Origin of the sequence: Brevundimonas sp. Leaf363 (genome assembly GCF_001424025.1) — a bacterium.
GTDB lineage: Bacteria > Pseudomonadota > Alphaproteobacteria > Caulobacterales > Caulobacteraceae > Brevundimonas.
Window position 1 is genome coordinate 345,722 of record NZ_LMPZ01000003.1, and the last position, 24,756, is coordinate 370,477.

Here is a 24,756-nt window from a genome sequence, read left to right on the forward strand (position 1 = left end):
CCCCATGAGAGTCATGCGCCGCGCGCCCCTGACAAGAGTGCGGCCATCGCGTCCCGCTTCTGCCGGATCGTGGCGGTCAGGTCGAGAATATTTGGCTCCACGAAGAACTGGCCGTGGCTGCCGGACACCAGGTCGATGGTGAAGTCGTCATAGTAGGCCGCCAGCTCGGCGCGCGGATCGTCGGAGGTCAGCCAGGGGTTGCGATCGCTGTCGCGCCCGAAGGTCAGGGCGATCCGACCGTCGTAGGGGTGAGGCACGATCTTCTCGTGCAGGATCAGCAGCGCGACCTCTCGTCCCCCTGCCCTCAGGTGACGGGCGATGTGAAAGGCGATGACCGCAGCCTGGCAGTTGCCCCCGAGAAAAAGCGCGCCGGTCGGCGCCGTGCGGGCGATCTCCGACGCATAAAAGGCGGCGAGACCGTCGATGTTCTCCGGCGTCTTGGCCATGACCTGGTGAGCCGAGCGCATACCGTAGACCGGCTGGTCATCGCCGAGATAGCGGGCCAGCTGCTTCAGCTCGTTCTGATTTTGCAGGCACCAGAACAACGGCGTCCTCTCGCCGTCCAGGTTGCGCCCCACGAGCAGCGCCCCTGGGAAAGGTCGTTCGCCCGCCCATACGGATGTGTAGGCGTGCAACTTTTTAAGAGCATCGGCGTCGACCCCGCTCACCGGCGTCGGCTGTGTCGGCTCCGCGGCGTCGCTCTGGATCGCGCCGGCGAGTTCCGCGACCGATCCCAGGCAGGTCAGCGCGGCTGCGGGCAGAGATCGCCCCAACCGCTGTTCGAGATCGCCGAGCATGCGCACGGCAAGCAGCGAGTGGCCGCCGAGCAGACGAAAGCCTTCGTCGCGTCCGACAGGCCGGTCCAGCCACAGGACTTCGCGCCACAGCTCTGCGATCTGGCGTTCGAGGTCCGTCTGAGGCGGGATCGGCTGTCGCGGCTCGGCCTCAAACAGTCGGGACAGGGCGACGCGATCGACTTCGCCGTCCGACATCCGTGGCAGCGCTGCGAGTGTTCGAAACTGGACGGGCGGCGCCAGGGGGCCAAGGTGTTCGCCCAGCCAGGCCTTCAGCGTCTCGAGGTCGACCCGCTCGTGCTCGTTCAGGACCAGGACGGCGCCGTATTCGCCGATCTCCGGGTTCGCCACCACGACGGCCTCGTCGACGCCGGGGTGGTCGATCAGAGCGGCCGCGACGCGCCCGGCTGGCGTGAGCGCCGGTGGGACGAAGCTTTCGCCGCCAAGACCGACCATAGCGGCCAGCGTACTGTTCAGGATTTCAGCGAACCGAGATGCACCTGCCTCGTCCATCACACCGGCGCGATAGCTGATTTGGCACGACAGATCGTCAGCGGCGGCTTCGAACTGGACCGCCAGATCGAAGTCGACGCTGTCGCGCGTCGCGGTGATGCGCCGCGCCGTGACGTCGCCCAGCACAGGCTGCGCATCGCTGCGTCGCTCCTGCCAGCCGGTCATGAAGCGGTTGAGCTGGGTCCGGCGCAGACCGGGCGCGGCCGCGATGTCGCCCGTGGCGACGAAGCGGTGGGCATCGGCCGAGAACAGGCTGCGGCCGGTTTCAGAGACGATTTCGGACAGGATGGCGCCGGGCTCCACCGCCACGGAGATCGGCGCCATCCTGTTGAGATAGCCGATGACCCCAGCGGCCTGCGCCTGGTCCCTGTTGGTCAGCGGCGTACAGGCCAGGATCCTGCGCTGCCCTGTCACGCGGTGCAGGGCCACGGCGGCGGCGGCGATTGCGTAGGCGCCGCATGGTTGCCTGGAGTTGACCGCACGTGCGCGGAGCGCCGCCAGCGTTTCGTTCGGCAAGGAGAACCGCAGAAACCCGTCAGCCTGCGAGCCGGCGGCGGCGGGCAATGCGGTCGACGGGTGTCGCTGCTGGAACGCTTCCACCCACCAGCGCCGCGCCTCTTCGCCGCGCGGGCCGTCGGCCACGCCGCGCTCCCACGCCGCGAAATCGTGGGACTGCATCGCCTCACTGGCGAACCTGGGGGCGTGGCCGGCCGCCAGGTCCGCGTACGCGACACATAGCTCCTTCACGAACAGATCCCGCGAGAAGCCGTCGAAGATGAGGTGGTGGAAAACGAGAACGAGGACGTCTCGGGATCGACCCGCCTTGATCGTGCAGCACCGCCACAGCGGGCCGTGACCGATGTCGAATGGTCGGGACACCATGGTCTGGATCGCTGCGTCGATCTCGGCGTCGTCGGCGCGGCCCATCACCAGCGCCTCCTCCACAGACAGTCCGGCAAGACGGGGGCGAAAGACGGGGTCCGCCTGCGACGGCGGAAAGCAGAATCGAAGGGCATCGTGGCGCTGTCCAAGAGCGCTGAGCGCCGCGTGGAGCACCAGAGGATCGAGCGCCCGCTCCAGGTCGAGGACGACCGGCACATTGTATCGCCCGTCTGCTCGGTGCGCACGCGCAAGCGGCAGCAACGCCTCTTGGGCCAAGGTCGCGCGGGGCGACGCCTCGTCGGCAGGGAGGGTCGGATCTACGGTGACAGACGCGTTCGGCGTTAGGAGTGTCAGTAGGGTCTCGCGCTCCGACTTCAGCCAGTCGCGCAGATCGTCGTCGAGCGACTGAGGTGGGGCGCTGCAGCGAAGCCGTCCGTCATCGACCCACAGCCGCACTCCGCGCCGCGCGAGGTCTTCCAGGCGACGCGTCAAATCGGCGGATGGCTCGCCTACGGTCTGGCGGTCGACGCTGTTCAAGTGCGAAATCCCCCGCGCCGGCCCCGCCACGGCCCGCTCGGTCGTTTGCATCGCCCCGTCGCAAGGTCAACGTCAGACGTCGAACTCAACCCGTTCGTCTGCGTCGTCGACGCGCTCTGTATGGCCCAGTGCGTTCGCCAAGGCGCCGGCTCGCGACGACAGAAAGTCTCGATCGTAAGTCTGTTTCCACTGGTCGGCCGCGCTTGGGTCGATGGCGCTGTGCGAATGGAACTTGGGGTCCCCGATCATTCTCGATTCGGCCCGCAGTCCATCGGTCATGCGACCAGACGGGTCCGCGAGCGGGTCGAGCATGGCCGGGTCGAAGGGAAGGCCCAAGGTCGCGCAGAGACGCCGCGCGGCCGCCTCCGGATCGCGGACGAGATCTTCGTAGCGAAGATGGATCTGCCGTTCTGCCGGCACGCCCTCAAGGAACGCCACCGTGTTGGCGTGGATATGAGTCCAGATCAGCTCCGCCAGCTGGCGCGAGGCGAAAGGAGAGACTGGATCACCATCGGGCCCTGCGAGGCGCGGCCACCAGAGCTGTCCCAAACGCGCCTGATCGAACGAGCGGATCATGCCATAGGGGTGGCGGCTGAGGTGAATGTAGATCGGCCGTTCGAATGTCGCTTCGGCCGAGGTCAGCACGGAGGAATGGACGCCATAATAGGGCGTCTTGTCCACCAGCAGACGTCCGCCGATCGCGGTCTGCAGCCGCAGATACACGTCTGCGGTCGGCAGGTTGTCCCGCTCCATTTCGGAGACGATCGCTTGCGCCTCATCGGCGGAGCAGCCCGTCGCTCCCATGAACGCACGAGGCAGGCCTTCGAGCTGCGACGCATGGGCCCGTCCATACCAGGCGCGCCGGGCGGTCAGGTCCGCATGGCTGAGCAGGTAGAGTTCCGGCGGCGCGAACAGCGCGTCATGCCCCGCCATCATGGCGCGCAGCAGGGTCGATCCTGAGCGGGGCGGGCTGAGAATGAACACAGCCGGAGGGTTCAGGCGCTTGCCTGCAATGTGTGCATCCAGCGGGTCTCTGACCCGGCGAGCGAACCGCATCTGGTCGGCCTCGCCCAGCGTCGTCAGGCCGCCATCAGGCCGCAATGTCTCCCCAAGAATCCGCGCCGTAATTTCCGGATAGTGCTCGCTCAGGAAGTCGGCCTGCTGGTCCGGAGTGGGGGCTTCGTAGACCGACGAGACGTACAGCATCTGATCGGGAAAGCGGCTCTGCACGAGCGCCGCCGCCTGGGCCGCCTGCAGGGACGAGCCGCCGGACTGGAAGAAGTCCTCGTCAGCCCCCATGACCGCGAGGTCGAGCACCGAGGCCCAGACGCCGGCGACCCAGCGCGCCACCGGACGCTCGGGCCATGCGAGTGCAGCGCGATCCGCCGCGGGCGCCGCATGGACGCGCGGCAGACCGGAGAACTGCTCGACCAGCAGATGACGCTGCAGCTTGCCGCCGGGCGTGCGCGGGACCGCCTGAACGATGTGAATGCGCGCGGGCATCCGTCCATAGCCTAACAGGGAGCGCAGGGCGTCGCGGGTCGCCGCCAGGGTCTCCTCCAGGTCCGTCTGCGGCTGTGCTCCCGCCTTCAGCACAATGGCCATCTCGATCTCTTCGCCCAGAGTCGGGTGTGGCGCCGCGAAGGCCGCCGCGTCCGCGACCCACGCCAGCGAAAGGGCGGCGGCGTCTATCTCTGCGGGTCCGATCATTTCGCCGCCGCGATTGATAAGATCCTTGGATCGCCCGACCAGCCAGAGATGACCGTCTTCGTCCATCCGACCGAGGTCGCCGGTGTGGAAACCGTCGGCCGCAAAAACGACGGCGTCACCGGCGGCTGCGGCCAGATAACCCGGCGACACCTGCGGGCCGCGCAGCACCACTTCACCGGAGGATCCGACCGGGACTGGGCGTCCCGAGGGGTCAAGTACGGCGATCGTCGGGCCGACCGGAACGCCCACCGATCCCGGCTTCTGATGCGCCGGATTGAAAGGATTGCTGGTGATGACCCCGGCAGTCTCCGTCATGCCGTAGATTTCGATGATGGGCCGACCCAGGTGCGTCTGGGCCTCCGCCTTCAGCGCCATCGACAAGGGCGCCGACACGGAGCGAATGAACCGCAGCGTCGGCGGCGCGGGCGCCTTGGCCGCGACGACGGCGTGGATCATGCTGGGCGCCAGCTGCACCCACGTCGGCGCAAGCCCACAGCCCGCCCGATAGGTCGCGACCGAGAAGACGCCGCCGCAGATAACGCTGCCGCCCGAGAACAGGGGAGCGGCGATCAGGTCCCACAGACCGCCGATGTGAAACTGCGACAGCAAGTTCAGCGCACGGTCGTTTTCGGTCAGCGACAGCGATCGCATCAGAGCGGCGGCCGACGCGAACAGGTTGGCCTCGGTCAGGGGGACGAGCTTGGGCTCGGCCGTTGTGCCGGAGGTCTGCAGGATCAAACGCGTGCCGTCCGGCGCGGCAAGAGCGTCATCTCCGACCACGGCGCGCGCCTGTGCCGACGTCAGCCGGACGCCGCCCGGTCCCTCGTCGATGGACCATGCGGCCGCGAGCGTGGGTATTCCCAACGATTGCGCAACGGCCTCGGGGCGACCCGGCAGACCTTCGCGCACGATCAGGACGTGCGGCCGCAGACGGCGCAGGGACGAGGCCAGCTCCGAGGCTGTCAGTTCGGGATTCAACGGCGCCGCCACGCCGCACTGCATGGCGGCGAGCGTCACGAGCGCTGTCTCGGCTCCTGGCGGCATGGCGATCGCGATCCGCGCGCTCTGCGCCACCCCATGCATGCGCAGGTGCTCTGCGATGCGCGCGATCAAACCCGGCAGATCAGCCCACAGCAGGGGCGGCCGCGCTGCGGTCGTCAGGATCGCGGCGTCAGCCGGCTTGCGCCGGCGCCAGTAATCCAGCGTCGCCCAGCTCAGAGGTTCGTTCATGCCGTGAACGCGCCTCGCTCGTCCGCCTGTATCTGTGCAGCGATCGTGGCGAAGGCTGGATCGATGTCCGCGTCGGGTCGAATGCGAAGACTGAAGTTGAACGATCGCCGCGGCAGGCGTGTCTCGGCGGCAAGGGGGGATACGCCGTGCCAAGACCGGTCGGTCTTGGCGAAGAAGAACAGGCGATTGGGAATGAAGGCGCACGACGCCGCAAGATCGACTTCGTCTCTGGACAGAAAGAAGTTGCTGAAGTTCCTGCCCTGTTCAACGCGGCGAGGCCGGTAAATCTCGGTGCCCCCGCCCCACGCTTGATCCCAGTCCGCCTGGGCGAAGTAGTGGACGAAGCTGAGGATCTTGTCCGAGGCGTCGGAGTGAGGCGGCAGGAACGCGGCATCGTCGATGCTCGAAAACTCGCAGTACAGCTCGACATCTTCCGCTCGCAGCGCCTGGCGCAGCCGAAACAGCTCGCGATATGGACCCGCCGCCAGGCTGTCGAGCGGGACGAGGGCCTTGGCCCAGTCCAGGCAGTGCTGGAGAAAATCCTGGCGCCCCAGAGCCCTCAGGTAGTCGAGCCAGCCGGAATCGAGGTCACGAAGGTGCTCCGGCATATCTGGAAGGATGAAGGCGACGCGCTTCTTGCCGCGCTTCAGCGTGTCCATGGCGGGCCGTGCGCCCGGCATGACGAAATGCCGATCCAGACGGTCGTAAAGGTCGCGAGGCAGATATCCATCGATCCAGCCGTAGGGGAACGGATCGAGGCGGACGTCCGCCGATCCGGCGCCGGGCTTGGGGATGATTTCGTCAGGCGCCATGCCGAATTTCGCAGAGTCTCAATGGCCCCACTGTCGGTGTTATGCTCGTCAAATCAAGCCGGCTTCCGTCTGTCCTCGGTCCGCTCGAGAGCGCGAAGGGGCTGACGCCCCTCGCACTCATCGGCCCTGGTGGATGTTTCGTGATCCCGCGGGCCAAACTCATACGGGGCGTCTTTGACACATGACCACATCCGGCGCGGCCGTCATGCCAGGATGTCGAGGCGCCGCTGCGGCAAGGCGGCGAAGCTGGCTGCCCCGCTTCCTCGGCGCCGAGCGTTCCGTCACGACGAGGGTCGCAGGCCTTCACATGAACCGCTCGCCGCCTCCGTAAGCGAAAGATAATCCCACGATTTAAGCTGACAGCCCTCAAGCCCGGTTGGTATGGCGTAGCTGCAAGAACGGAAGAAGATTGCGGAATGACGGCTGAGGCGATCCTCGCAAACACGCGATCTTTGGATGCGGCGGACACAACGCGCGATCCTCAGGCGCTCGCCGACCGCATCATCGACTGCCTCGTTCATCGAATCGGCAAGGATCAGCGCGCCGCCAAGCCGCATGACTGGCTGACGGCGGCGGTGCTGACCGTCCGTGATGACGTGATCGAGCGCTGGATGACGTCCACACGCGCCACCCAGGCGTCAGGCGCCAAGCGCGTCTACTACCTCAGCCTTGAGTTCCTGATCGGGCGGCTGTTGCGCGATGCGATCGCCAATCTGGGTCGCGCAGAAGAGTTCGACGCGGCGCTGAAGCTGCTGGGCGTCGATCTGGCGATGATCGAAGAGATCGAGCCGGATGCGGCGCTGGGCAACGGCGGCCTGGGTCGTCTGGCGGCCTGCTTCATGGAGAGCCTGGCGTCGCTGAACCTGCCCGCCTACGGCTACGGCATCCGCTATGTGAACGGCATGTTCCGCCAGCGGATCGACGACGGTTGGCAGGTCGAGCTGCCGGAAACCTGGCTGGCGCACGGCAACCCGTGGGAATTCGAGCGCCGCGAGAGCGCCTACATCATCGGCTTCGGCGGCGAGGTCGTCGGCACCGAGACCGGCGCCGTCGAATGGACGCCGGACGAGAAGATCGAGGCCGTCGCGGTCGATACGCCGGTGGTCGGCTGGCGAGGCGAGAGGGTCAACACCCTGCGGCTCTGGACGGCCCGGGCGTTCGATCCGATCCGTCTGGACGCCTTCAACGCCGGCGACCACGCCGGGGCCCTGGCCAACCAGGTCCGGGCAGAGACGCTGGTGCGCGTCCTCTATCCCGCCGACTCCAGCCCGGCCGGCCATGAGCTGCGTCTGCGCCAGGAGTATTTCTTCTCCTCGGCTTCGATCCAGGACATCGTCCGCCGCCATGTCCAGTACGGCAACGACATCCGTACCCTGCACGAGAAGGCGGCGATCCAGCTGAACGACACCCACCCGGCGGTGTCGGTGGCGGAGCTGATGCGGCTGCTGGTGGATCACCACGGCCTCGGCTTCGACGAGGCGTGGGACATCACCCGCAAGACGTTCGGCTACACGAACCACACCCTGTTGCCCGAGGCGCTGGAAAGCTGGCCCCTGCCCCTGTTCGAGCGGCTGCTGCCCCGGCACATGCAGATCGTCTATGCGATCAACGCCCGCCTGCTGAAGGAGGCGCGACGCGCGCCCGGCATGGACGACCGCGCCATCTCGGCGATCAGCCTCATCGACGAGGGCGGCGAGCGGCGGATACGCATGGCCAACCTGGCCTTCGCGGGCTCGCACAGCGTCAACGGCGTGGCGGCTCTGCATACCGAGCTGATGAAGCAGACGGTGTTCGCCGATCTGCACCGCCTCTATCCCGACCGCATCAACAACAAGACCAACGGCATCACGCCCCGCCGCTGGCTGCAGCAGTGCAACCCCGGCCTGACAGACCTAATCCGCGAGGCAATCGGCGACGGCTTCCTGGACGACGCGTCCAGGCTTGCCGACCTGCGTCCGTTCACGGAGGACGCCGCGTTCCAGGAGCGGTTCGCCGCCATCAAGCGCGCCAACAAGGCGGCGCTGTCGCAGCATCTGCGCGAGGTGATGGGGGTCAGGCTGGACCCCGACGCCCTGTTCGACGTGCAGGTGAAGCGCATCCACGAGTACAAGCGCCAGCTGCTCAACATCATCGAGACGGTCGCCCTGTACGACCAGATCCGCAATCACCCGGAACGGGACTGGGTCCCGCGCGTGAAGCTGTTCGCGGGCAAGGCGGCGTCGAGCTATCACAACGCCAAGCTGATCATAAAACTGACAAACGACGTCGCACGAAAGATCAACGCCGATCCGGCCGTCCATGGCCTGTTGAGCGTCGCCTTCGCGCCGAATTACAACGTCAGCCTGGCGGAGAAGATCATGCCCGCAGCCGACCTGTCCGAGCAGATTTCGACGGCCGGGATGGAGGCGTCGGGGACCGGCAACATGAAGCTGGCGCTGAACGGCGCCCTCACCATCGGAACGCTGGACGGCGCCAACATCGAAATTCGCGACCACGTGGGGGCCAAGGACATCGTCATCTTCGGCTTGACCGCCGACGAGGTCGCCGCGAAGCGCGCGGACGGGTATCGGCCCAGCGAAGTGATCGAGGCCCATCCCGATCTGAACCAGGCCATTTCGGCGATCGAGACCGGCGTATTCTCGCCCGGCGAACCGGATCGATATCGCGACCTGATGGCGGGCCTGCGCGAACACGACTGGTTCATGCTGGCGGCGGACTTTCCCTCCTATGCCGAGGGTCAGCGAGAGATCGACCGACGCTGGACCGATCCGGCGGGGTGGCGGGCGGCGACGATCCGCAACGTCGCGGGGATGGGCTGGTTCTCTTCCGACCGCACCATCGGCGAGTATGCCCACGACATCTGGTCCGTCCGGTGAAGCCCCCCGGCGAGGCGATCGCAGCTCTTCTGGAAGGGCGTCACGACGATCCGTTCTCGCTGCTGGGCGTGTTCGCTGGGCCGGACGGCGTCTTCGCCCGCGCCTGGGTTCCCGGCGCCGAAACGCTGGAGGCGCGATCGCTGGACGGCGTGTCCCTCGGGGTGCTGGTTCGGATCGACGACAGGGGCCTGTTCGAGGGCGCCGTCGAGGATGCGCCCCAGCCCATTCGCTATGCCGCATCCGGCGGCGGCGCTGATTGGTCCTATGCCGACCCCTACACCTTTGGCCCGGTGCTGGGGCCGACCGACGACTATCTGATGAACGAAGGTTCGCACCACCGGCTCTACGACAAGCTGGGCGCGCACCTCATCGAGCATGAAGGCGCGGCCGGGGTCCATTTCGCCGTCTGGGCGCCGAACGCCCAGCGGGTTTCGGTGGTCGGAGACTTCAACGACTGGGACGCGCGCCGGCATGTGATGCGTCGCCGCAATGACGTCGGGGTGTGGGAGATCTTCGTCCCCGACATCGGCGCCGGACGGACCTACAAGTTCGCCATCGTCGGGCCGGATGGCCAGGCGCGGCCGCTGAAGGCGGATCCCTTCGCCTTCGCCGCCGAGCTGAGGCCTGCGACCGGATCAGTGACGCGCGGTCCCCTGACCCACTCCTGGCAGGATCAGGGGCACCGTGACCATTGGGCCAGCGTCGATCCGCGTCGGCAGCCGATGAGCATCTACGAGGTCCACGCCGGATCATGGGATCGGGACGACAACGGCTGGTACCTGAGCTGGGACGCCTTGGCCGACCGGTTGATCCCCTATGTGGTCGACCTGGGGTTCACGCATATCGAGTTCCTGCCGGTCAGCGAGTATCCCTACGACCCCAGCTGGGGCTACCAGACCACGGGCCTCTATGCCCCGTCATCGCGGTTCGGCGACGTGGAGGGCTTCGCGCGCTTCGTGGACGGCGCACACCAGGCCGGGATTGGCGTCCTGCTGGATTGGGTGCCCGCGCACTTCCCGACCGACGACCACGGCCTGTCTCTGTTCGACGGCACGGCCCTTTACGAGCATGCGGACCCGAAGCTGGGCTTCCACCCCGACTGGAACACCGCGATCTACAACTTCGGGCGGCGCGAGGTGGCGTCGTACCTGGTCAACAACGCCCTGTTCTGGACCGAGCGCTATCACGTCGACGGCCTGAGGGTCGATGCTGTGGCCTCGATGCTTTACCGCGACTATTCGCGAAAGGCCGGCGAGTGGATTCCCAACGAGCAGGGCGGCCGCGAGAACTGGGAGGCCGTCGCCTTCCTCCGTGACATGAACCGGGCGGTCTATGGCGCGCGGCCCGGCGCCTTCACCGTGGCGGAGGAATCCACCTCATGGCCGGGCGTGTCCAAGCCGGCGCACGAGGACGGCCTGGGCTTCGGCTTCAAGTGGAACATGGGCTTCATGCACGACACGCTGCAGTACATGCAGCGCGATCCGATCCACCGGCCGCACCATCACGACGAGATCACCTTCGGTCTGGTCTACGCCTTCAGCGAAAACTTCGTCCTGCCGCTGAGCCATGACGAAGTGGTGCATGGCAAAGGCTCGCTGCTGACCAAGATGGCCGGCGACGACGCGCAGAAGTTCGCGTCCCTGCGCGCCTACTACGGCCTGATGTGGGGCTATCCCGGCAAGAAGCTGCTGTTCATGGGGCAGGAGTTCGCCCAGCGGCGCGAGTGGAGCGAGGACCGCGCGCTGGACTGGGGGCTGCGCGGTGCGCCGGCGCACGAGGGCGTGCGCAACGCCGTTCGCGAACTGAACAGACTGCACCGGACCGAGCCCGCGCTGCACGCCCGCGATTGCGAGGGCGAGGGGTTCGAATGGCTGATCGCCGACGACCGGGCCAACTCGGTCTTCGCCTGGCTGCGCAAGGCGCCCGGCGCCGCCCCGATCGCGGTCATCTCGAACATGACGCCGGTCGAGCGCTCAAACTATCGTGTGCCGTTGCCGGGGAACGGACGATGGACAGAAATCTTCAATAGCGACGCTTTGGATTACGGGGGCGACGGCCTGGGCAATCTGGGTTCGGTCCTGGCGGCGGAGGGGAGGGCCACGCTGACCCTGCCGCCGCTGTCGACGATAATGCTTCGACACGAGGGCTGAACCCTCGGTCGTGTCTGGGAGGACATTCTATGGAACGGCGCAATCAACCGCTGGCGCGTGATGCGATGGCCTATGTGCTGGCAGGCGGGCGCGGCAGTCGGCTGATGGAGCTGACCGACGTGCGGGCCAAGCCGGCGGTCTATTTCGGCGGCAAGGCGCGGATCATCGATTTCGCCCTGTCGAACGCTCTGAACTCGGGCATCCGGCGCATCGGCGTGGCGACCCAATACAAGGCTCACTCGCTGATCCGGCACCTCCAGCGCGGCTGGAACTTCCTGCGAACCGAGCGAAACGAGAGCTTCGACATCCTGCCGGCGTCCCAGCGCATCTCCGAGACCCAATGGTACGACGGCACGGCCGACGCCGTGTACCAAAACATCGACATCATCGAGAGCTACAGCCCCGAGTACATGGTCATCCTGGCCGGGGACCACATCTACAAGATGGACTACGAGCTGATGCTGCGTCAGCACGTGGACAGCGGCGCGGACGTGACCGTCGGCTGCATGGAGGTCACGCGCGACGAGGCTTCGGGCTTCGGCGTGATGGCGGTGGACGCCAACGGTTGGATCACCGATTTCGTCGAGAAGCCCGCCGATCCGCCGGCCATGCCCGGCAAGCCGGACAAGTCGCTGGCCTCGCTGGGGATCTACGTCTTCCACACCAAGGCGCTGTTCGACCACCTGCGCAGGGACGCCGCGACGCCGGGATCCAGCCGCGACTTCGGCAAGGACATCATCCCCTGGCTGGTCGAGAACGGTAAGGCGATCGCGCACGAATTCAGCGCGTCCTGCGTCCGCGGCGCCGAAGAGGCCCAAGCCTACTGGCGGGACGTGGGCACGGTCGACGCCTACTGGGAAGCCAATATCGACCTGACCGACGTCGTTCCGCAGCTGGATCTCTACGACCGCTCATGGCCGCTGTGGACCTATGCCGAGATCAATCCACCGGCCAAGTTCGTGCATGATGTCGAAGGTCGGCGCGGTCAGGCCGTTCAGTCGCTGGTGGCCGGCGACTGCATCATCTCGGGCGGCAGCGTGACGCGCAGCCTGATCTCGACCGGCACGCGGGTCCACTCCTGGAGCCGGATCGACGAGGCCGTGGTCCTGCCCGGCTGTGACATCGGCCAGAAGGCGCAACTGAAGAAGGTCATCCTGGACCGCGGCGTGCGCATCCCCGAGGGACTGGTGGTCGGCGAGGATCCGGTGCTGGACGCCCAGCGCTTCCGCCGGACCGACAAGGGCGTGTGCCTTATCACCCAGGCGATGATCGACAAGCTGGCCTGATGGAAGTCCTATCGGTCGCATCCGAGGCCTATCCGCTCGTCAAGACGGGTGGCTTGGCCGACGTCGTCGGCGCCCTGCCGGCCGCGGTGGCGCCGCATGGCGTCAGGATGACGACGCTGCTGCCGGGCTATCCTGCGGTGCGGGCGGTCGCGACCGGCAAGCCCGTGCATCGCTGGCGAAATCTGCTGGGCGCCGACGCCCAACTCCTGAAAGGCGAGATTGCGGGGCATCCCCTGCTGATCCTGGATGCGCCCGACCTGTTCGACCGACCGGGCGGACTGTACGGCGATGCGACCGGGCAGGATTGGCCGGACAACTGGCGACGCTTTGCGGCCCTGTCGAAGGCGGCGGCGGAGCTGGCGACCGGCGCGGTCAAGGGACTGGCGTTCGACCTGCTGCATGTCCACGACTGGCAGGCCGCCCTTGCCCCGGCCTACATACGCTTCGCAGGAGCCGCCACGCCCAGTGTGGTGACGGTCCACAACATCGCGTTCCAGGGACGTTTCGGCGCCGATGTCTTCTCCGCGCTGGACCTGCCGGCAGAGGCCCTGTCGGTGGATGGCGTCGAATACTACGGCGGGGTCGGGTTCCTGAAGGCCGGCCTGCAGGCCGCTTCGGCGATCACAACCGTCAGCCCGACCTACGCCCGCGAAATCCGCGACCCCGCCTTCGGCATGGGTCTGGAAGGGCTGATCGCGGCGCGCGGCGCGGTGGTCAGCGGGGTCGTAAACGGCATCGACACGGACGTCTGGAACCCAGAGACCGACCCTGCTCTCGCCGCAAGCTATGGCCCCCGTCAGCTGTCGCGTCGTGCTCGCAACAAGCGGGCGCTGGAGACCGAGTTCGGCCTGGATCGTGACGATGGCCCGCTGTTCTGCGTCGTCACCCGCCTGACCTGGCAAAAGGGCATGGACGCACTGGCCGCCGTCATCGACGACCTGGTCGCCATGGGCGGCCGGCTGGCTGTCCTGGGGTCGGGCGACGCGGCGCTGGAGGCGGCGTTCCATCAGGCGTCCAGCCGCCATCCCGGTCGCGTCGGCGTCCGCATCGGCTATGACGAGGGCCTGTCGCACCGGCTGCAGGGCGGATCGAACGCCATCCTGATTCCCTCGCGCTTCGAGCCCTGCGGGCTGACGCAGCTCTATGGTCTTCGCTACGGCTGTGTGCCCGTGGTCGCGCGGACCGGCGGACTGGCGGACACGGTCATCGACGCCAACGCGGCGGCTCTGGCGGCCGAGGTCGCGACCGGGTTCCAGCACGACGCGGTCACCCCGGACGCCCTGCGCGCGGCGCTGTCCCGCGTCTTCGAAGTCTTCGCCACGCCCGATCGCTGGACGGCGATCCAGCGTCAGGGGATGAAAGGCGACTATTCCTGGACTGTCAGCGGCCGCCGATACGCCGATCTCTACGCAAGCCTGGTCAGCAGCACGGCGGATGCCGTGACGCCGGCCGCGGCAGCGCCCACCCGTTCTCGCCGCAGGACCGCATGATCCGAACTGTTCCCACCACGCCCTTCACCGACCAGAAGCCGGGCACCTCTGGCCTGAGAAAGAAGGTCACGGTCTTCCAGCAACCAAACTACGCCGAGAACTTCATCCAGTCCGTCTTCGACGTGGTCGATGACAAGGCCGGCGCGACTTTGGTCATCGGCGGGGACGGCCGCTATCACAATCGCGAGGTCATCCAGGTCGCCGTTCGCATGGCCGCCGCAAACGGTTTCGGCACGGTCATCGTCGGCCAGGGCGGCATCCTGTCGACCCCCGCCGCGTCCAACATCATCCGGCAATATGGCGCGATCGGCGGCTTGATCCTTTCGGCCAGCCACAACCCCGGCGGTCCGACCGAGGACTTCGGCATCAAGTACAACATCGCCAACGGCGGCCCGGCGCCGGAGACGGTGACGGACGCCATCCAGGCCCGAACCCTCGACATCGACCGCTGGCTGACGGTCGAGGCCGAAGACATCGATCTGAACGTCATCGGTGAGCGGCGCGTCGGCGACATGACGGTGCGTGTGATCGATCCCGTCGCCGACTACGCCGCCCTGATGGAGACGCTGTTCGACTTTGACGCCATCCGCGCAGCGATCGCAGGCGGCTTCACCATGGCCTTCGATTCCATGGGCGCCGTCACCGGCCCCTATGCCCGCGAGATCCTGGAGAACCGGCTGGGCTTCGCCGCCGGGACGGTGCGCAACGGCGAGCCCCTGGAGGATTTCGGCGGCCACCACCCCGACCCGAACCTGGTGCACGCTCACGAGCTGTATGAGCTGATGATGAGCCCGGACGCGCCCGACTTCGGCGCTGCGTCCGACGGCGACGGCGACCGCAACCTGATTATCGGCCGGGGCGTCTATGTGACGCCGTCCGACAGTCTGGCCATGCTGGCGGCCAACGCCGCCCTGGCCCCGGCCTACCGCGACGGCCTGAAAGGCATCGCCCGCTCGATGCCGACCAGCGCCGCCGCAGATCGCGTGGCCGAGGCGCTGGGCATCCCGATGTTCGAGACGCCGACGGGGTGGAAATTCTTCGGCAACCTGCTGGACGCCGGTCGGGTCACGATTTGTGGCGAGGAGAGCGCCGGCACCGGATCCGACCACGTGAGGGAAAAGGACGGCCTGTGGGCTGTGCTGCTGTGGCTGAACATCCTGGCGGTCAAGCGCCAGCCGGTGATGGAGCTGGCGCGCGAGCATTGGGCGCGGTTCGGCCGAAACTATTACGCCCGCCACGACTACGAAGGCGTGGCGACAGAGGCGGCGGACGGCTTGATGGCCCAGCTGCGCGCGTCCTTGCCGGGCCTTCCCGGTCGCGCGGTCGGGCCGCTGACAGTGCAGGCCGCCGACGACTTCACCTACATCGACCCCGTCGATGGCTCCACCAGCGCCAGACAGGGCGTGCGCATCCTGTTCGAGGGCGGGTCCCGTATCGTGTTCCGCCTGTCGGGCACCGGCACTTCGGGCGCGACCTTGCGCGTCTATCTGGAGCGGTACGAGGCGGTTGGTGGCGACCTGTTGGCGGAGACGCCCGACATGCTGGTCGACCTGATCGCCGCTGCCGACAGCCTGGCCGGCATCCGTGCCCATACCGGGCGTGAGAAGCCCGACGTTGTGACGTGACGCCTCAGCTAGGCGCCCATCGGGTCGAAAACGGAACGCGCTTCGCCGTCCGATCCCCAGACGCGGATCAGGTCTGGTTGTGCCTGTTCGATGGTGACGACGAACAGCGGGTCGCGATGGCGAAGATCGGCGACGACTGGATCGTCGACGCGGCGGTCGGCGTGGGTCAGGCTTACGGCTATCGTGCGGCCGGTGCGGGCCCAGGGTTCGACCCGGCCAAGCTTCTGGTCGATCCCTATGCGCTCGAACTGGACCGGCCATATCGTCAGGATCCCAGGCTTGCCATCCACGGCGAGGAGACCGCAGACCTGGTCCCCCGCGCACGGGTGACTGCGCCTTTCGACAGCGCACCCTCCCCACCCCTGTTTCGGCCCGGCGGGCTGATCTACGAACTGAATGTCCGTGGCTTCACCGTGCGCCATCCGGAAGTGCCAGAGGCCCTGCGCGGTACGCTGGCGGCCCTCGCGCAGCCTGTGATCATCGAGCACCTGAAGAAGCTTCGCGTCTCCGCTGTGGAGCTGATGCCCATCACCGCATGGATCGACGAACGGCATCTGCCGCCGCGCGGTCTGTCGAACGCGTGGGGCTATAATCCCGTCACGCCGATGGCGCTTGATCCCCGTCTCGTCCCAGGCGGCGTCGAAGAGCTGCGCGCCACCGTCGCGGCCCTGCGCACGGCGGGCATCGGCGTGATCCTGGATTTGGTGTTCAACCACACGGGCGAATCCGACGAACAGGGGCCGACGCTCAGCCTGCGCGGGCTGGACGACGCCGCCTATGCGCGCGCACCCGATGGATCGCTGATCAACGACGCCGGAACCGGCAATGTGCTGGACGCCAGCCAACCTTCGGTCAGGGCGATGATCCTGGACAGCCTGCGCCACTTCGCCCGGTGCGGCGTCGACGGCTTCCGCTTCGACCTGGCGACCGTGATGGCGCGTGGGCCAGGGTTCGATCCGCACGCACCGATCTTCGCCGAGATCGCGGCCGACCCCATCCTGGCCGACAGGGTGCTGATCGCCGAGCCATGGGACATCGGCCCGGGCGGCTACCAGCTCGGCGCCTTTCCCGAGGGCTGGCTGGAGTGGAACGATCGCTATCGCGACGACGTCCGCCGCTTCTGGCGCGGCGACGGCTCGGTATCCGCGCTGGCGACGCGCATGTGCGGATCGTTCGACGTCTTCGACGAAGTGCGAACCCGGACCGTCAACTTCCTCGCCACCCATGACGGCTTCACCCTGGCCGATCTGGTCGCTTACGAGCACAGGCACAATGAAGCGAACGGCGAGGACAATCGGGACGGCCACGGCGAAAACCTGTCGTGGAATCACGGCGTCGAAGGGCCCACCGACGACCCGGAGATCCTGCGACGACGCGGGCTGGACATCAGAGCGATGCTCGCCACGCTGTTCGCATCGCGCGGCACGATCCAGCTGACCGCGGGTGACGAGTTCGGTCGATCCCAGCGGGGCAACAACAATGCCTACGCGCAGGACAACGAGGTCAGCTGGCTGGACTGGACCGCCCGCGACATGAATCTGGAGGCGTTCGTCTTCGACCTGGCGGACCGCCGGGCCGCCCTCCCGGAGCTGTCCGACCCGCAACGACCAGCCGACATCCGCTGGGCAACGGGCGATGGCCACATCCCGACGCAACAGGAATGGGCTTCGAGAAGCGCTGAAGGCCTGTCGATGCGGACAGACTCGCGCACGGGCTTCACGATCGACAGCACCGCCCGCTCGTTACTGCTCGCTGTCCCGCAGATCTGAGCGCCGGCTGTCTCGGCCCGCGGCTGTTCCACCCGCAGGACGACCTAAAAAGCCTGTCGCCATCGACCGGCCTTCACCTTAGCCTGACGACGCTGCGTTCAAAGGCGGATCAGCCGCCGGGTCAGCATGAGGAAACACATATGCGCATTCTGTACATCGCCGCTGCGGCCGCCCTGGCCCTGGCGGCCTGCTCCGAGAAGACCGAGAGAAACGCCGCCGCGACGGCCGACAACGCCGGCGATACGGTCGCCTCGGCAGCCAGCGACACGGCCGCGAATGCAGACGCCGCCGCCGACGCGACCGCGAATGCTGCGGGCAACGCGGCTGCCAACGTGGACGCCGCTGCCGATACGGCAGCCCGCAAGACCGATGCAGCGGCCGACGCCGCAGCCCGGACTCAGTAAGACAACGCCTCGGCGCGCTCGATGTGATATCGGGCGCGCCGTTTCGTCTTGAAGACAAAGCGTGCAGGGCGGCCGGCTCACCGAGCGGCTTATCGGGAGATGTCGGATATGCTGGAAGTCGGGACCACGTGCTGGCGCGCCGAGACCGCGCCCCGCGCCGCGCTGTTGGTGGACATGGAGCCCTACCTGGCCGCTGCAAAAGCGGCGATGAGCCAGGCGAGCCGATCCATCCACTTCCTGAACTGGGCCTTCGATCCCGACACCATCCTGGACCACGAACCAGCGGACGGTTCAGGGCCGCAGACCATCGGACGCTTCCTGAAAGAGCTGTCAGAGAGCCGACCCGACCTCGAGATACGTATCCTGTGCTGGAAGTCGCCCGTGGCCGTGGCGGCCAGCCAGCGGTTCTTTCCGTGGCGCAGCCGTCGCTTCTTCGCTGACACGCGCATCGATTTCCGCCTGGACGGGACGTTGCCACCGGGCGCGTCGCACCATCAGAAGGTCATCGTCGTCGATGACGCCCTGGCCTTTTGCGGCAGTTGCGACATCGGACCCGACCGGTGGGACAGTCCCGAACATCTCCACCCTGACCCGCGTCGCGGCAAGACCGCCAGGGGATCCCCCTGCTACGATTGCCGCCACGAGGTAATGGCCATGGTCGACGGCCCGCCGGCGGCCAGTCTGGGCGACCTGTTCCGCGAGCGGTGGGCGAGAGCGACCGGCGATGTCCTGCCTCCCGCCGCCGGAACGGCGCCGGATGTCTGGCCGGCCGGTCTCAAGCCGGATCTGGAAGACGTCGAGATCGGCCTGTCCCGAACCCAGGCCCCCTGGAAGGATTATCCGGAGGTAAGAGAGGGCGAGGCTGCGACCCTGGCCGCGATCGCTTCAGCCAGGACCATCCTGTACATCGAGAACCAGTATTTCACGTCGCCCATCGTCGCGGAGGCCATCGCCCAGCGGCTGGACGAAGCCGACGGCCCGGAGGTGATCCTGGTGTCGACCGGGCATTCGCCCAGCTGGTTCGACCAGATGACCATGGACAAGACGCGCTCGGCGTTTCTCAAACGGCTGGAAGACGCGGACCGGCACGGCCGGTTCAAGGCGTACAGCCCCGTCACTCGTAACGGGCGCATCATCATCGTCCACGCGAAACTCGCCGTCGTCGACGACCGGTTCGTGCGCATCGGGTCCAGCAACGTCAACAACCGGTCTCAGGGTTTCGACAGCGAATGCGACCTGACGCTGGATGGCGGGTCCGTCAGCGGAGCGGGCCGGTCGTGTGTGGGCGTGTTCCGCAACCGGCTGATCGCGCACTGGCTGGGGTGCGACGAGCACCAGGTCGATGAGGCGGTCATGGCGCGTGGCGCGATCGGGGCCGGCATCGAGCATCTGCGGGACAGCGGGCTGGATCGGCTGCGCCCGCTGCGGTCACGCAGTCACGGCGCCTTCTCGCGGTTCGTCGCCACACACCACCTGGGCGACCCTATCTCGGCCGCCGACAGCCTGCGACCCTGGCGCCGGCCGGCCCAGATGCGACACAAGCTTGCCGCCGCTGCGCATCGCCTGATCCGCGCGGACATCCCTGCGCCCGAGGTCCCTCTCGGCGGCCCGGTCGAACCCGACCTGGACCGGGATTAATCGCTCGCGCGAGCCACCGGAAGCTGCGCGCGGTCAACTGCGCCGTCGGGTGCTCTGGACGCATGGAAACGGCGACAGAGGCGTCCTGCCTGGCTTTTGATAAGGTCAGCGCGCACGGACGATAGAGCCGAAGCCACACGCTTGGCGGTGGCGGTGCTGTCAGTCTAACGCTAACTTGTCTCTACTTGGGGCGGAAAAGCCCATGTGGAGCAGTGGGTTATGGCGAGGCTATCGTTCAAGCGGCATCGGTTCAATTCCGACGTCATCCGGCAGGCCGTCTGGCTATATTACCGCTTCAGCCTAGGCCTTCGAGACGTCGAGGAGATCCTCGCGGAGCGCGGCATAGACGTCTCCTACGAAGCGGTCCGATGCTGGACTCGCAAGTTCGGCGCGCAGATCGCCAGGAACCTGAAACGCCAGAGGCCGGCCCCCTCCCCTCGCTGGCATCTGGACGAGATGGTCAGCTCGATCGCCGGCAAGCGGATGTACGTCTGGCGGGCGGTCGACGACGAAGGCGAGGTGCTCGGCAGCCTGGTGCACCAGCGGAGAGACACCTCGACCGCAGTGTCTTTCCTGAAAAAGCTGCTGCGTGATCAACTGGTTGAGCCACAGGTCATCACCACGGACGGCTTAGGGTCATATGCAGCTGCGCTGCAGCGGCTCGGCCTGAAGGACCTACATCGACCAGGCCGGCTGCGGGAGAACAACCGCGCTGAGAACTCCCATTTGCAGATCAGAAAGCGCGAACGGCACATGCAGCAGTTCAAGTCGCAGGCCTCGGCGCAGCGGTTCCTGACCACGCATGCCGCCGTCTACAACACCTTCTACAACCAGCGGCATCTCGTCAGCCGAGCGACATTGCGGACCTTCCGCGCAGCCGCTCATGCGGCTTGGGCGAGGGCTGTTTCGTGACTGCGGTGAAGATCTACTTGCGGCAGCCAACGTAGTTAACTTGACAGCGCTGCCGCAGTTAACTTGACAGCGCTAGCCCTCGAAACTCTCGGCCCATACGTCGATGTCGGCTTCCCGACCAATAAGGGCCAGCCCCGAAGCGATCGATTCGAACTCGCCACCGGTCTCTATCCGCGCCGGATCGAACCGGCGGTGGAAGATGTCGCGCACGGCCGGCACGAACGATGTGCCGCCTGTCAGGAAGACGCGGTCAATCTGGCCCGGCTGGAGACCGGACTGATCGATCGCCTGGTCAACCGCGCGCTCAATCGCCGCGAGCTCCGGGCTGATCCAGGCTTCGAACTCGGAGCGGGCGACTGCCTGCTCGATGCGGACGGAGCCTGCGGTGAAGGAGAACATCGCATTGCTTTGCAGCGAGAGGTCCATCTTCAGGCGAGAGACGGCCCGATACAGTGCGTAGCCGTGATTGTCGTCGAGGACCTCGATCATCCGTTCAAGCTTGGACGGCTCGAGCGCGTCGCGGGCAATGGCGCGGATGTCCTTCATGTCCCGTGACGCTCTAAGCAGAGCCAGCTGGTCCCACTTCGCGAACGCGGCGTAGTACCGCTGCGGAATAGGCAGGACCTTGTCGAAGCTCCGGTACTCGCCGCCCTTGCCGAGCTGGGGCGAAACCAGCTGATCGATAATGCGATAATCAAAGGCGTCGCCGGCGACGCCCACGCCCGTCTGCGCAAGGCCAGTCGATCGGAGGCCCCAGGGCTCCGGCTCGAAGCGGACGATCGTGAAGTCGCTGGTGCCGCCGCCGAAGTCTGCGACCAAAACCGTTGCGGCTGTCGTCAGTTGACGCGCGAAGTAAAAGGCCGCGCCAACCGGCTCATAGGCGTATCGGATGTCCGTGAAGCCGAGGCGCGCAAAAGCGGTTTCGTAGCGCCGGAGCGCCAGCTGTTCATCCGAGCCGCCGGCGAAGGTTACGGGCCGCCCCACGATCACTCGGGCTGGAAGCTGGGCCATCGCAGGCCCGCCATGATGTCTTAGCCGGAAGAGGAAGGCCGCCAGGAGATCCTCGAAGCCGTATCGACGATTGTCGATCACGGTTTCAACGAAGGCCGGGCTGGCGGCGAAGGTCTTGAACGACTGGATGAACCGCGTGTCGAGTGGATCCTCTAGATAGGCATCGATGGCCCAGGGGCCTGCCTCAACGACGCGCTGTGCCGGTCCCCCATCCTCCTCATGGATCTCAAAACTGAGCGCGGACCGAAATGCTGTCAGGTCGCCGTCCGGCGCAGCGAAGCGCAGAACCTCGACCGACCCATCGATGGCGGCCATAGCGACGACCGTGTTTGTGGTGCCGAAATCGATGCCGAGCGTCATTGTGGCGTTGGTCATCATGATCGTCTCGGACGCGATGCGGACGCGTCCTTAGCCTGGATCGAGGGGGTGAGCGGCATTCGAACTTGCGGTGACGTGTCCCAGAAGGCCGCTTAGGCGCGGGCGCCTGGCTGACCCTTAGCTGCGACACTCGCCTGAAACCAAGCTAGATGGGCGTCTTAATGTAGTGCGGTATGAACCGCGAGGTGTTGCGCGTAATGCGCCCCGCGTCTTCTCGCAGCGTGATGCCGGCAGGCTCATCGCCGACCACCCAGGAGCCGACGATGACATGCTGGCCATCAAAGCGCGGCGGCGCATGGATGGCCTGACGAATGGCGCGCCCGTCGTAGCCCTGGTCGTCGCCGTCCTCGCGGGATTGGCCTTCGACAATCGAGACGTTTGCGCCTTCGCGCGAGAATAGTGGCTTGCGGACGTAAGCTTCCCCAAGCCGGCCTGCGGCGGCGTCTTCCTCGAAATAGGCTTCGAGCAAATTGGGGTGGCCGGCATGGCGTTCCCACAGCAGCGGCAGGATCCCCTTGTTGGAGAGGATCGACTTCCACGCCGGCTCCAGCACCAGCACCTCGGCGCTGGGCAGCGGCTCAGCGTAGTTGTCCCGCAACATCTGCTCCCAAGGGTAGAGCTTGAACATGGCCTGGATTAGCCAGTTGTCTTCGTCGACGAAGCGGCCATCCTCGTTCAAACCGATCTGATCGATGGCGACGAACTTCGGGTCCAGCCCGGCCTGACGCGCCAGGTCCTCCAGGAACAGAACGGTCTGTCGGTCTTCCACGAAGTCGGCGTCCGAACTGAAATGGACGAAGCCCCCCTGTGGGAAGATCTGGCGGAACCGCTCGACCAGCTTCTCGTGCAGGCTGTTGAACTGGTCGGCGCCCGGCGGCAGGGCGCCGTCCTTGATCCGATCTTCGAGCCACAGCCACTGGAACACCGCCGTCTCGAAGATGCTGGTGGGGGTGTCGGCGTTGTATTCGTACAGCTTGGCCGGCCCCGTCCCGTCGTAGGCGAAGTCGAAGCGGCCATATAGCGACGGCGCGCCGCGTCTCCAGCTGTCGGCCACATAGTCACGGGAGGCCTCGGGGATATCGAGCAGGCCCATCAGCCGCTCGGACGTCACCGCCTCGTTGACCAGGTCCAGGCACATGGCGTGTAGCTCGGCCGTCGGCGCCTCCAGCCCGTCCTCGATCTCGGTCATGGTGAAGCTATAGGCGGCGCTCTCGTCCCAGTAACGCTCGCCGCTTTCGTGGTGCCAGGTAAAGCCCAGCGCATCGGCCCGGCCTTGCCAGTCTGGCCGTGGGTCGAAGGCGACCCGTTTCACGAGCGCTCGACCGGATCCTTGTCCGGCGCCGGCATGACCTGGCCGATGCGCGGCGTGACGACCTCGACCGGGCGGGCCGTTAGGCGGGCTAGCACATCGTCGGCCGAGGTGTGGCCGGGCAGGATGCCGGCCTCCTTAAGCTTGGCGTCCAGATCGGCTCCGGTGCGCTTGTCCTCCAGCTCCTGTCCGGCGCGCAGTTTTTCTTCGTTGACGGCCTGCTTCTGCTTGATGCGCGCCAGGCTATCGGCCGCCGAGCCAATGCGCGAGTGGGCGCCGGCGGATTGCAGGGCCACGGAAGTCTGAGCCTTCTGGACGGACTCATTGACCTTGACGATGTCGACCTCGCGCTTGAGCGTTTCGATCTTCTGGTCGGTCTGTGCAATGGCCGCGCGCAGGCGGGTCTCGGCCTCTTTCATGCCGTCGATGACGGGCGTGCGTTCGCTGATCTGTTGCTCGAGTTCGGCGATGCGCTGGGCCACTTCGCGCGCCAAGTCCTGCTTGCCCTGAGCGAGCGCTGCGCGTGCCGAGCTCTCATACTTGCCGATCTGATCCGCGAAACTTTTCAGTTCGCTCTCGGCCAGCCGGCGCCGCGCGACGAGTCCGGAGAGGTCGTCCCTCGCCTTGCCCTGGGCCGTATCCGCATCGCGCAGTTCCTGATCGAGGATCTTGATGGCGTTTGCGTCAACGACGCCCTGTCCGGCCTCGTGCGCGGAGCCTCGGAACAGCGTGAAAAGCTTGGTCAGCATCGACATAGGTTTCTCTCAGCTATCAGGCCGCGGCGCCGAAGGTGTCGCGCAGGTTGGTCGCGTCAATGGCGTTTTCAGCCAGGGTGCGAAGTTCAATCAGGACGGTCTGCAACGGAGTCTTGCAGGACAGTTCGCCCATCAGTTCATAGATGTCCTGGCCGTCGATCGTCGTGATGGCGAAGTTGGACAGTGGCACCACGCGTTGCGCCTTCAGCAGGAACTCGTTGAAGCGGGCCGCATCGGACTGTTCCGAGACGGGCCACAGCAGGACCGAACAGACGATCTGCGATCCGCCCACCGAAACATAGATCGGCAGGTCGCCATACTCGTGCATCGTCACGAGCAGTACCGGGTCGGCGCTTTCTAAAACGCGCGCTGTCAGTTCGTCCGCACGAACGAGGTCCGAGCTTTGCAGCGCCGCCTGAATAGCTGGCACGGTCCAGGCGGTGTCTATCACGGGGTCCATGGGATGCGTCTCTGCCGATAGGGGGGTGGGAATGGAGCTCAGATGAAGGTCGCGGGCGGACTCGGTTACGATGGCGCGAACGGCTGATCGGACATTGTCTCTCGAAGCCACCGGCACCCAGAATTCCAACTTAACCATGCCGGCTTCGCGCCGAGCCTGACGCCACGCCTGAATGCGCTGGTTAGCCGAGGACATGGACATCGGTGACATGGGCG

General features: G+C 66.5%; 16 protein-coding genes. 9 read left to right on the forward strand and 7 right to left on the reverse strand.

The window, feature by feature from the left end:
- Positions 1–11 precede the first annotated feature (11 nt).
- The 3 genes from ASG17_RS12485 to ASG17_RS12500 all read right to left on the reverse strand — a co-directional run bounded on the left by ASG17_RS12485 (position 12) and on the right by ASG17_RS12500 (position 6,325).
- A complete protein-coding gene (locus ASG17_RS12485; protein WP_162238795.1) occupies positions 12–2,726 on the reverse strand; it encodes a condensation domain-containing protein in 2,715 nt (904 codons plus the stop codon).
- Between the two features lie 72 nt (positions 2,727–2,798).
- On the reverse strand, positions 2,799–5,666 hold the full coding sequence (locus ASG17_RS12495) for an AMP-binding protein (protein ID WP_056104259.1): 2,868 nt from the start codon (positions 5,664–5,666) through the stop codon (positions 2,799–2,801).
- Positions 5,663–6,325, reverse strand: coding sequence for a 2OG-Fe(II) oxygenase (locus tag ASG17_RS12500; RefSeq protein ID WP_162238796.1), 663 nt, complete (start codon positions 6,323–6,325; stop codon positions 5,663–5,665). The genes ASG17_RS12495 and ASG17_RS12500 overlap by 4 nt, the downstream gene beginning before the upstream one ends.
- Before the next feature lie 569 nt (positions 6,326–6,894).
- On the opposite strand from ASG17_RS12500, the gene ASG17_RS12505 reads away from it, so the two are divergent.
- The 9 genes from ASG17_RS12505 to ASG17_RS12545 all read left to right on the forward strand — a co-directional run bounded on the left by ASG17_RS12505 (position 6,895) and on the right by ASG17_RS12545 (position 20,628).
- Positions 6,895–9,354, forward strand: coding sequence for a glycogen/starch/alpha-glucan phosphorylase (locus ASG17_RS12505; RefSeq protein ID WP_082496260.1), 2,460 nt, complete (start codon positions 6,895–6,897; stop codon positions 9,352–9,354).
- The gene (gene glgB, locus ASG17_RS12510) at positions 9,351–11,504 is read left to right on the forward strand and encodes a 1,4-alpha-glucan branching protein GlgB (RefSeq protein WP_056104266.1); all 2,154 of its coding nucleotides are present in this window, start codon (positions 9,351–9,353) and stop codon (positions 11,502–11,504) included. The genes ASG17_RS12505 and glgB overlap by 4 nt, the downstream gene beginning before the upstream one ends.
- 29 nt (positions 11,505–11,533) lie before the next feature.
- Positions 11,534–12,790, forward strand: a complete 1,257-nt coding sequence (glgC, locus tag ASG17_RS12515) for a glucose-1-phosphate adenylyltransferase (protein WP_082496261.1) — start codon at positions 11,534–11,536, stop codon at positions 12,788–12,790.
- Entirely contained in the window at positions 12,790–14,280 is a 1,491-nt protein-coding gene (gene glgA, locus ASG17_RS12520) for a glycogen synthase GlgA (RefSeq protein WP_056104268.1), read from the forward strand. The genes glgC and glgA overlap by 1 nt, the downstream gene beginning before the upstream one ends.
- Entirely contained in the window at positions 14,277–15,905 is a 1,629-nt protein-coding gene (locus ASG17_RS12525) for an alpha-D-glucose phosphate-specific phosphoglucomutase (RefSeq protein ID WP_056104271.1), read from the forward strand. The genes glgA and ASG17_RS12525 overlap by 4 nt, the downstream gene beginning before the upstream one ends.
- Positions 15,902–17,674 (forward strand): glycogen debranching protein GlgX, encoded by a 1,773-nt coding sequence (glgX, locus tag ASG17_RS12530; RefSeq protein WP_056104274.1) that lies wholly within the window; start codon positions 15,902–15,904, stop codon positions 17,672–17,674. The genes ASG17_RS12525 and glgX overlap by 4 nt, the downstream gene beginning before the upstream one ends.
- Positions 17,675–17,814: 140 nt before the next feature.
- Complete coding sequence (locus tag ASG17_RS12535; protein WP_056104277.1) at positions 17,815–18,078, forward strand: hypothetical protein; 264 nt, start codon at positions 17,815–17,817, stop codon at positions 18,076–18,078.
- Positions 18,079–18,186: 108 nt separating this feature from the next.
- Positions 18,187–19,716 carry a phospholipase D-like domain-containing protein gene (locus ASG17_RS12540; protein WP_056104280.1) on the forward strand — a complete coding sequence of 510 codons (1,530 nt, stop codon included), beginning with the start codon at positions 18,187–18,189 and terminating at the stop codon, positions 19,714–19,716.
- Positions 19,717–19,935: 219 nt separating this feature from the next.
- A complete protein-coding gene (locus ASG17_RS12545; RefSeq protein WP_056104427.1) occupies positions 19,936–20,628 on the forward strand; it encodes an IS6 family transposase in 693 nt (230 codons plus the stop codon).
- Positions 20,629–20,700: 72 nt separating this feature from the next.
- Here the strand turns inward: ASG17_RS12545 and ASG17_RS12550 are convergent, their stop codons facing one another.
- The 4 genes from ASG17_RS12550 to ASG17_RS12565 all read right to left on the reverse strand — a co-directional run bounded on the left by ASG17_RS12550 (position 20,701) and on the right by ASG17_RS12565 (position 24,742).
- A complete protein-coding gene (locus ASG17_RS12550) occupies positions 20,701–22,014 on the reverse strand; it encodes an Hsp70 family protein (RefSeq protein WP_056104430.1) in 1,314 nt (437 codons plus the stop codon).
- A gap of 148 nt (positions 22,015–22,162) precedes the next feature.
- Positions 22,163–23,329 carry a glutathionylspermidine synthase family protein gene (locus ASG17_RS12555; RefSeq protein ID WP_056104285.1) on the reverse strand — a complete coding sequence of 389 codons (1,167 nt, stop codon included), beginning with the start codon at positions 23,327–23,329 and terminating at the stop codon, positions 22,163–22,165.
- Positions 23,326–24,081 (reverse strand): PspA/IM30 family protein, encoded by a 756-nt coding sequence (locus ASG17_RS12560; RefSeq protein ID WP_056104290.1) that lies wholly within the window; start codon positions 24,079–24,081, stop codon positions 23,326–23,328. The genes ASG17_RS12555 and ASG17_RS12560 overlap by 4 nt, the downstream gene beginning before the upstream one ends.
- Before the next feature lie 16 nt (positions 24,082–24,097).
- Positions 24,098–24,742 carry a YjfI family protein gene (locus tag ASG17_RS12565; RefSeq protein WP_235560448.1) on the reverse strand — a complete coding sequence of 215 codons (645 nt, stop codon included), beginning with the start codon at positions 24,740–24,742 and terminating at the stop codon, positions 24,098–24,100.
- Between the last annotated feature and the right edge of the window lie 14 nt (positions 24,743–24,756).

Bases quoted from the DNA above. Each gene is read 5' to 3' on its own strand.
- ASG17_RS12565 (WP_235560448.1), bottom strand. From the start codon at position 24,742: ATGTCCATGTCCTCGGCTAACCAGCGCATTCAGGCGTGGCGTCAGGCT.
- ASG17_RS12505 (WP_082496260.1), top strand. From the start codon at position 6,895: ATGACGGCTGAGGCGATCCTCGCAAACACGCGATCTTTGGATGCGGCG.
- glgA (WP_056104268.1), top strand. From the start codon at position 12,790: ATGGAAGTCCTATCGGTCGCATCCGAGGCCTATCCGCTCGTCAAGACG.
- ASG17_RS12550 (WP_056104430.1), bottom strand. From the start codon at position 22,014: ATGACCAACGCCACAATGACGCTCGGCATCGATTTCGGCACCACAAAC.
- ASG17_RS12545 (WP_056104427.1), top strand. From the start codon at position 19,936: ATGGCGAGGCTATCGTTCAAGCGGCATCGGTTCAATTCCGACGTCATC.
- ASG17_RS12495 (WP_056104259.1), bottom strand. From the start codon at position 5,666: ATGAACGAACCTCTGAGCTGGGCGACGCTGGATTACTGGCGCCGGCGC.
- glgC (WP_082496261.1), top strand. From the start codon at position 11,534: ATGGAACGGCGCAATCAACCGCTGGCGCGTGATGCGATGGCCTATGTG.
- ASG17_RS12560 (WP_056104290.1), bottom strand. From the start codon at position 24,081: ATGTCGATGCTGACCAAGCTTTTCACGCTGTTCCGAGGCTCCGCGCAC.
- ASG17_RS12525 (WP_056104271.1), top strand. From the start codon at position 14,277: ATGATCCGAACTGTTCCCACCACGCCCTTCACCGACCAGAAGCCGGGC.
- ASG17_RS12535 (WP_056104277.1), top strand. From the start codon at position 17,815: ATGCGCATTCTGTACATCGCCGCTGCGGCCGCCCTGGCCCTGGCGGCC.
- ASG17_RS12540 (WP_056104280.1), top strand. From the start codon at position 18,187: ATGCTGGAAGTCGGGACCACGTGCTGGCGCGCCGAGACCGCGCCCCGC.
- ASG17_RS12500 (WP_162238796.1), bottom strand. From the start codon at position 6,325: ATGGACACGCTGAAGCGCGGCAAGAAGCGCGTCGCCTTCATCCTTCCA.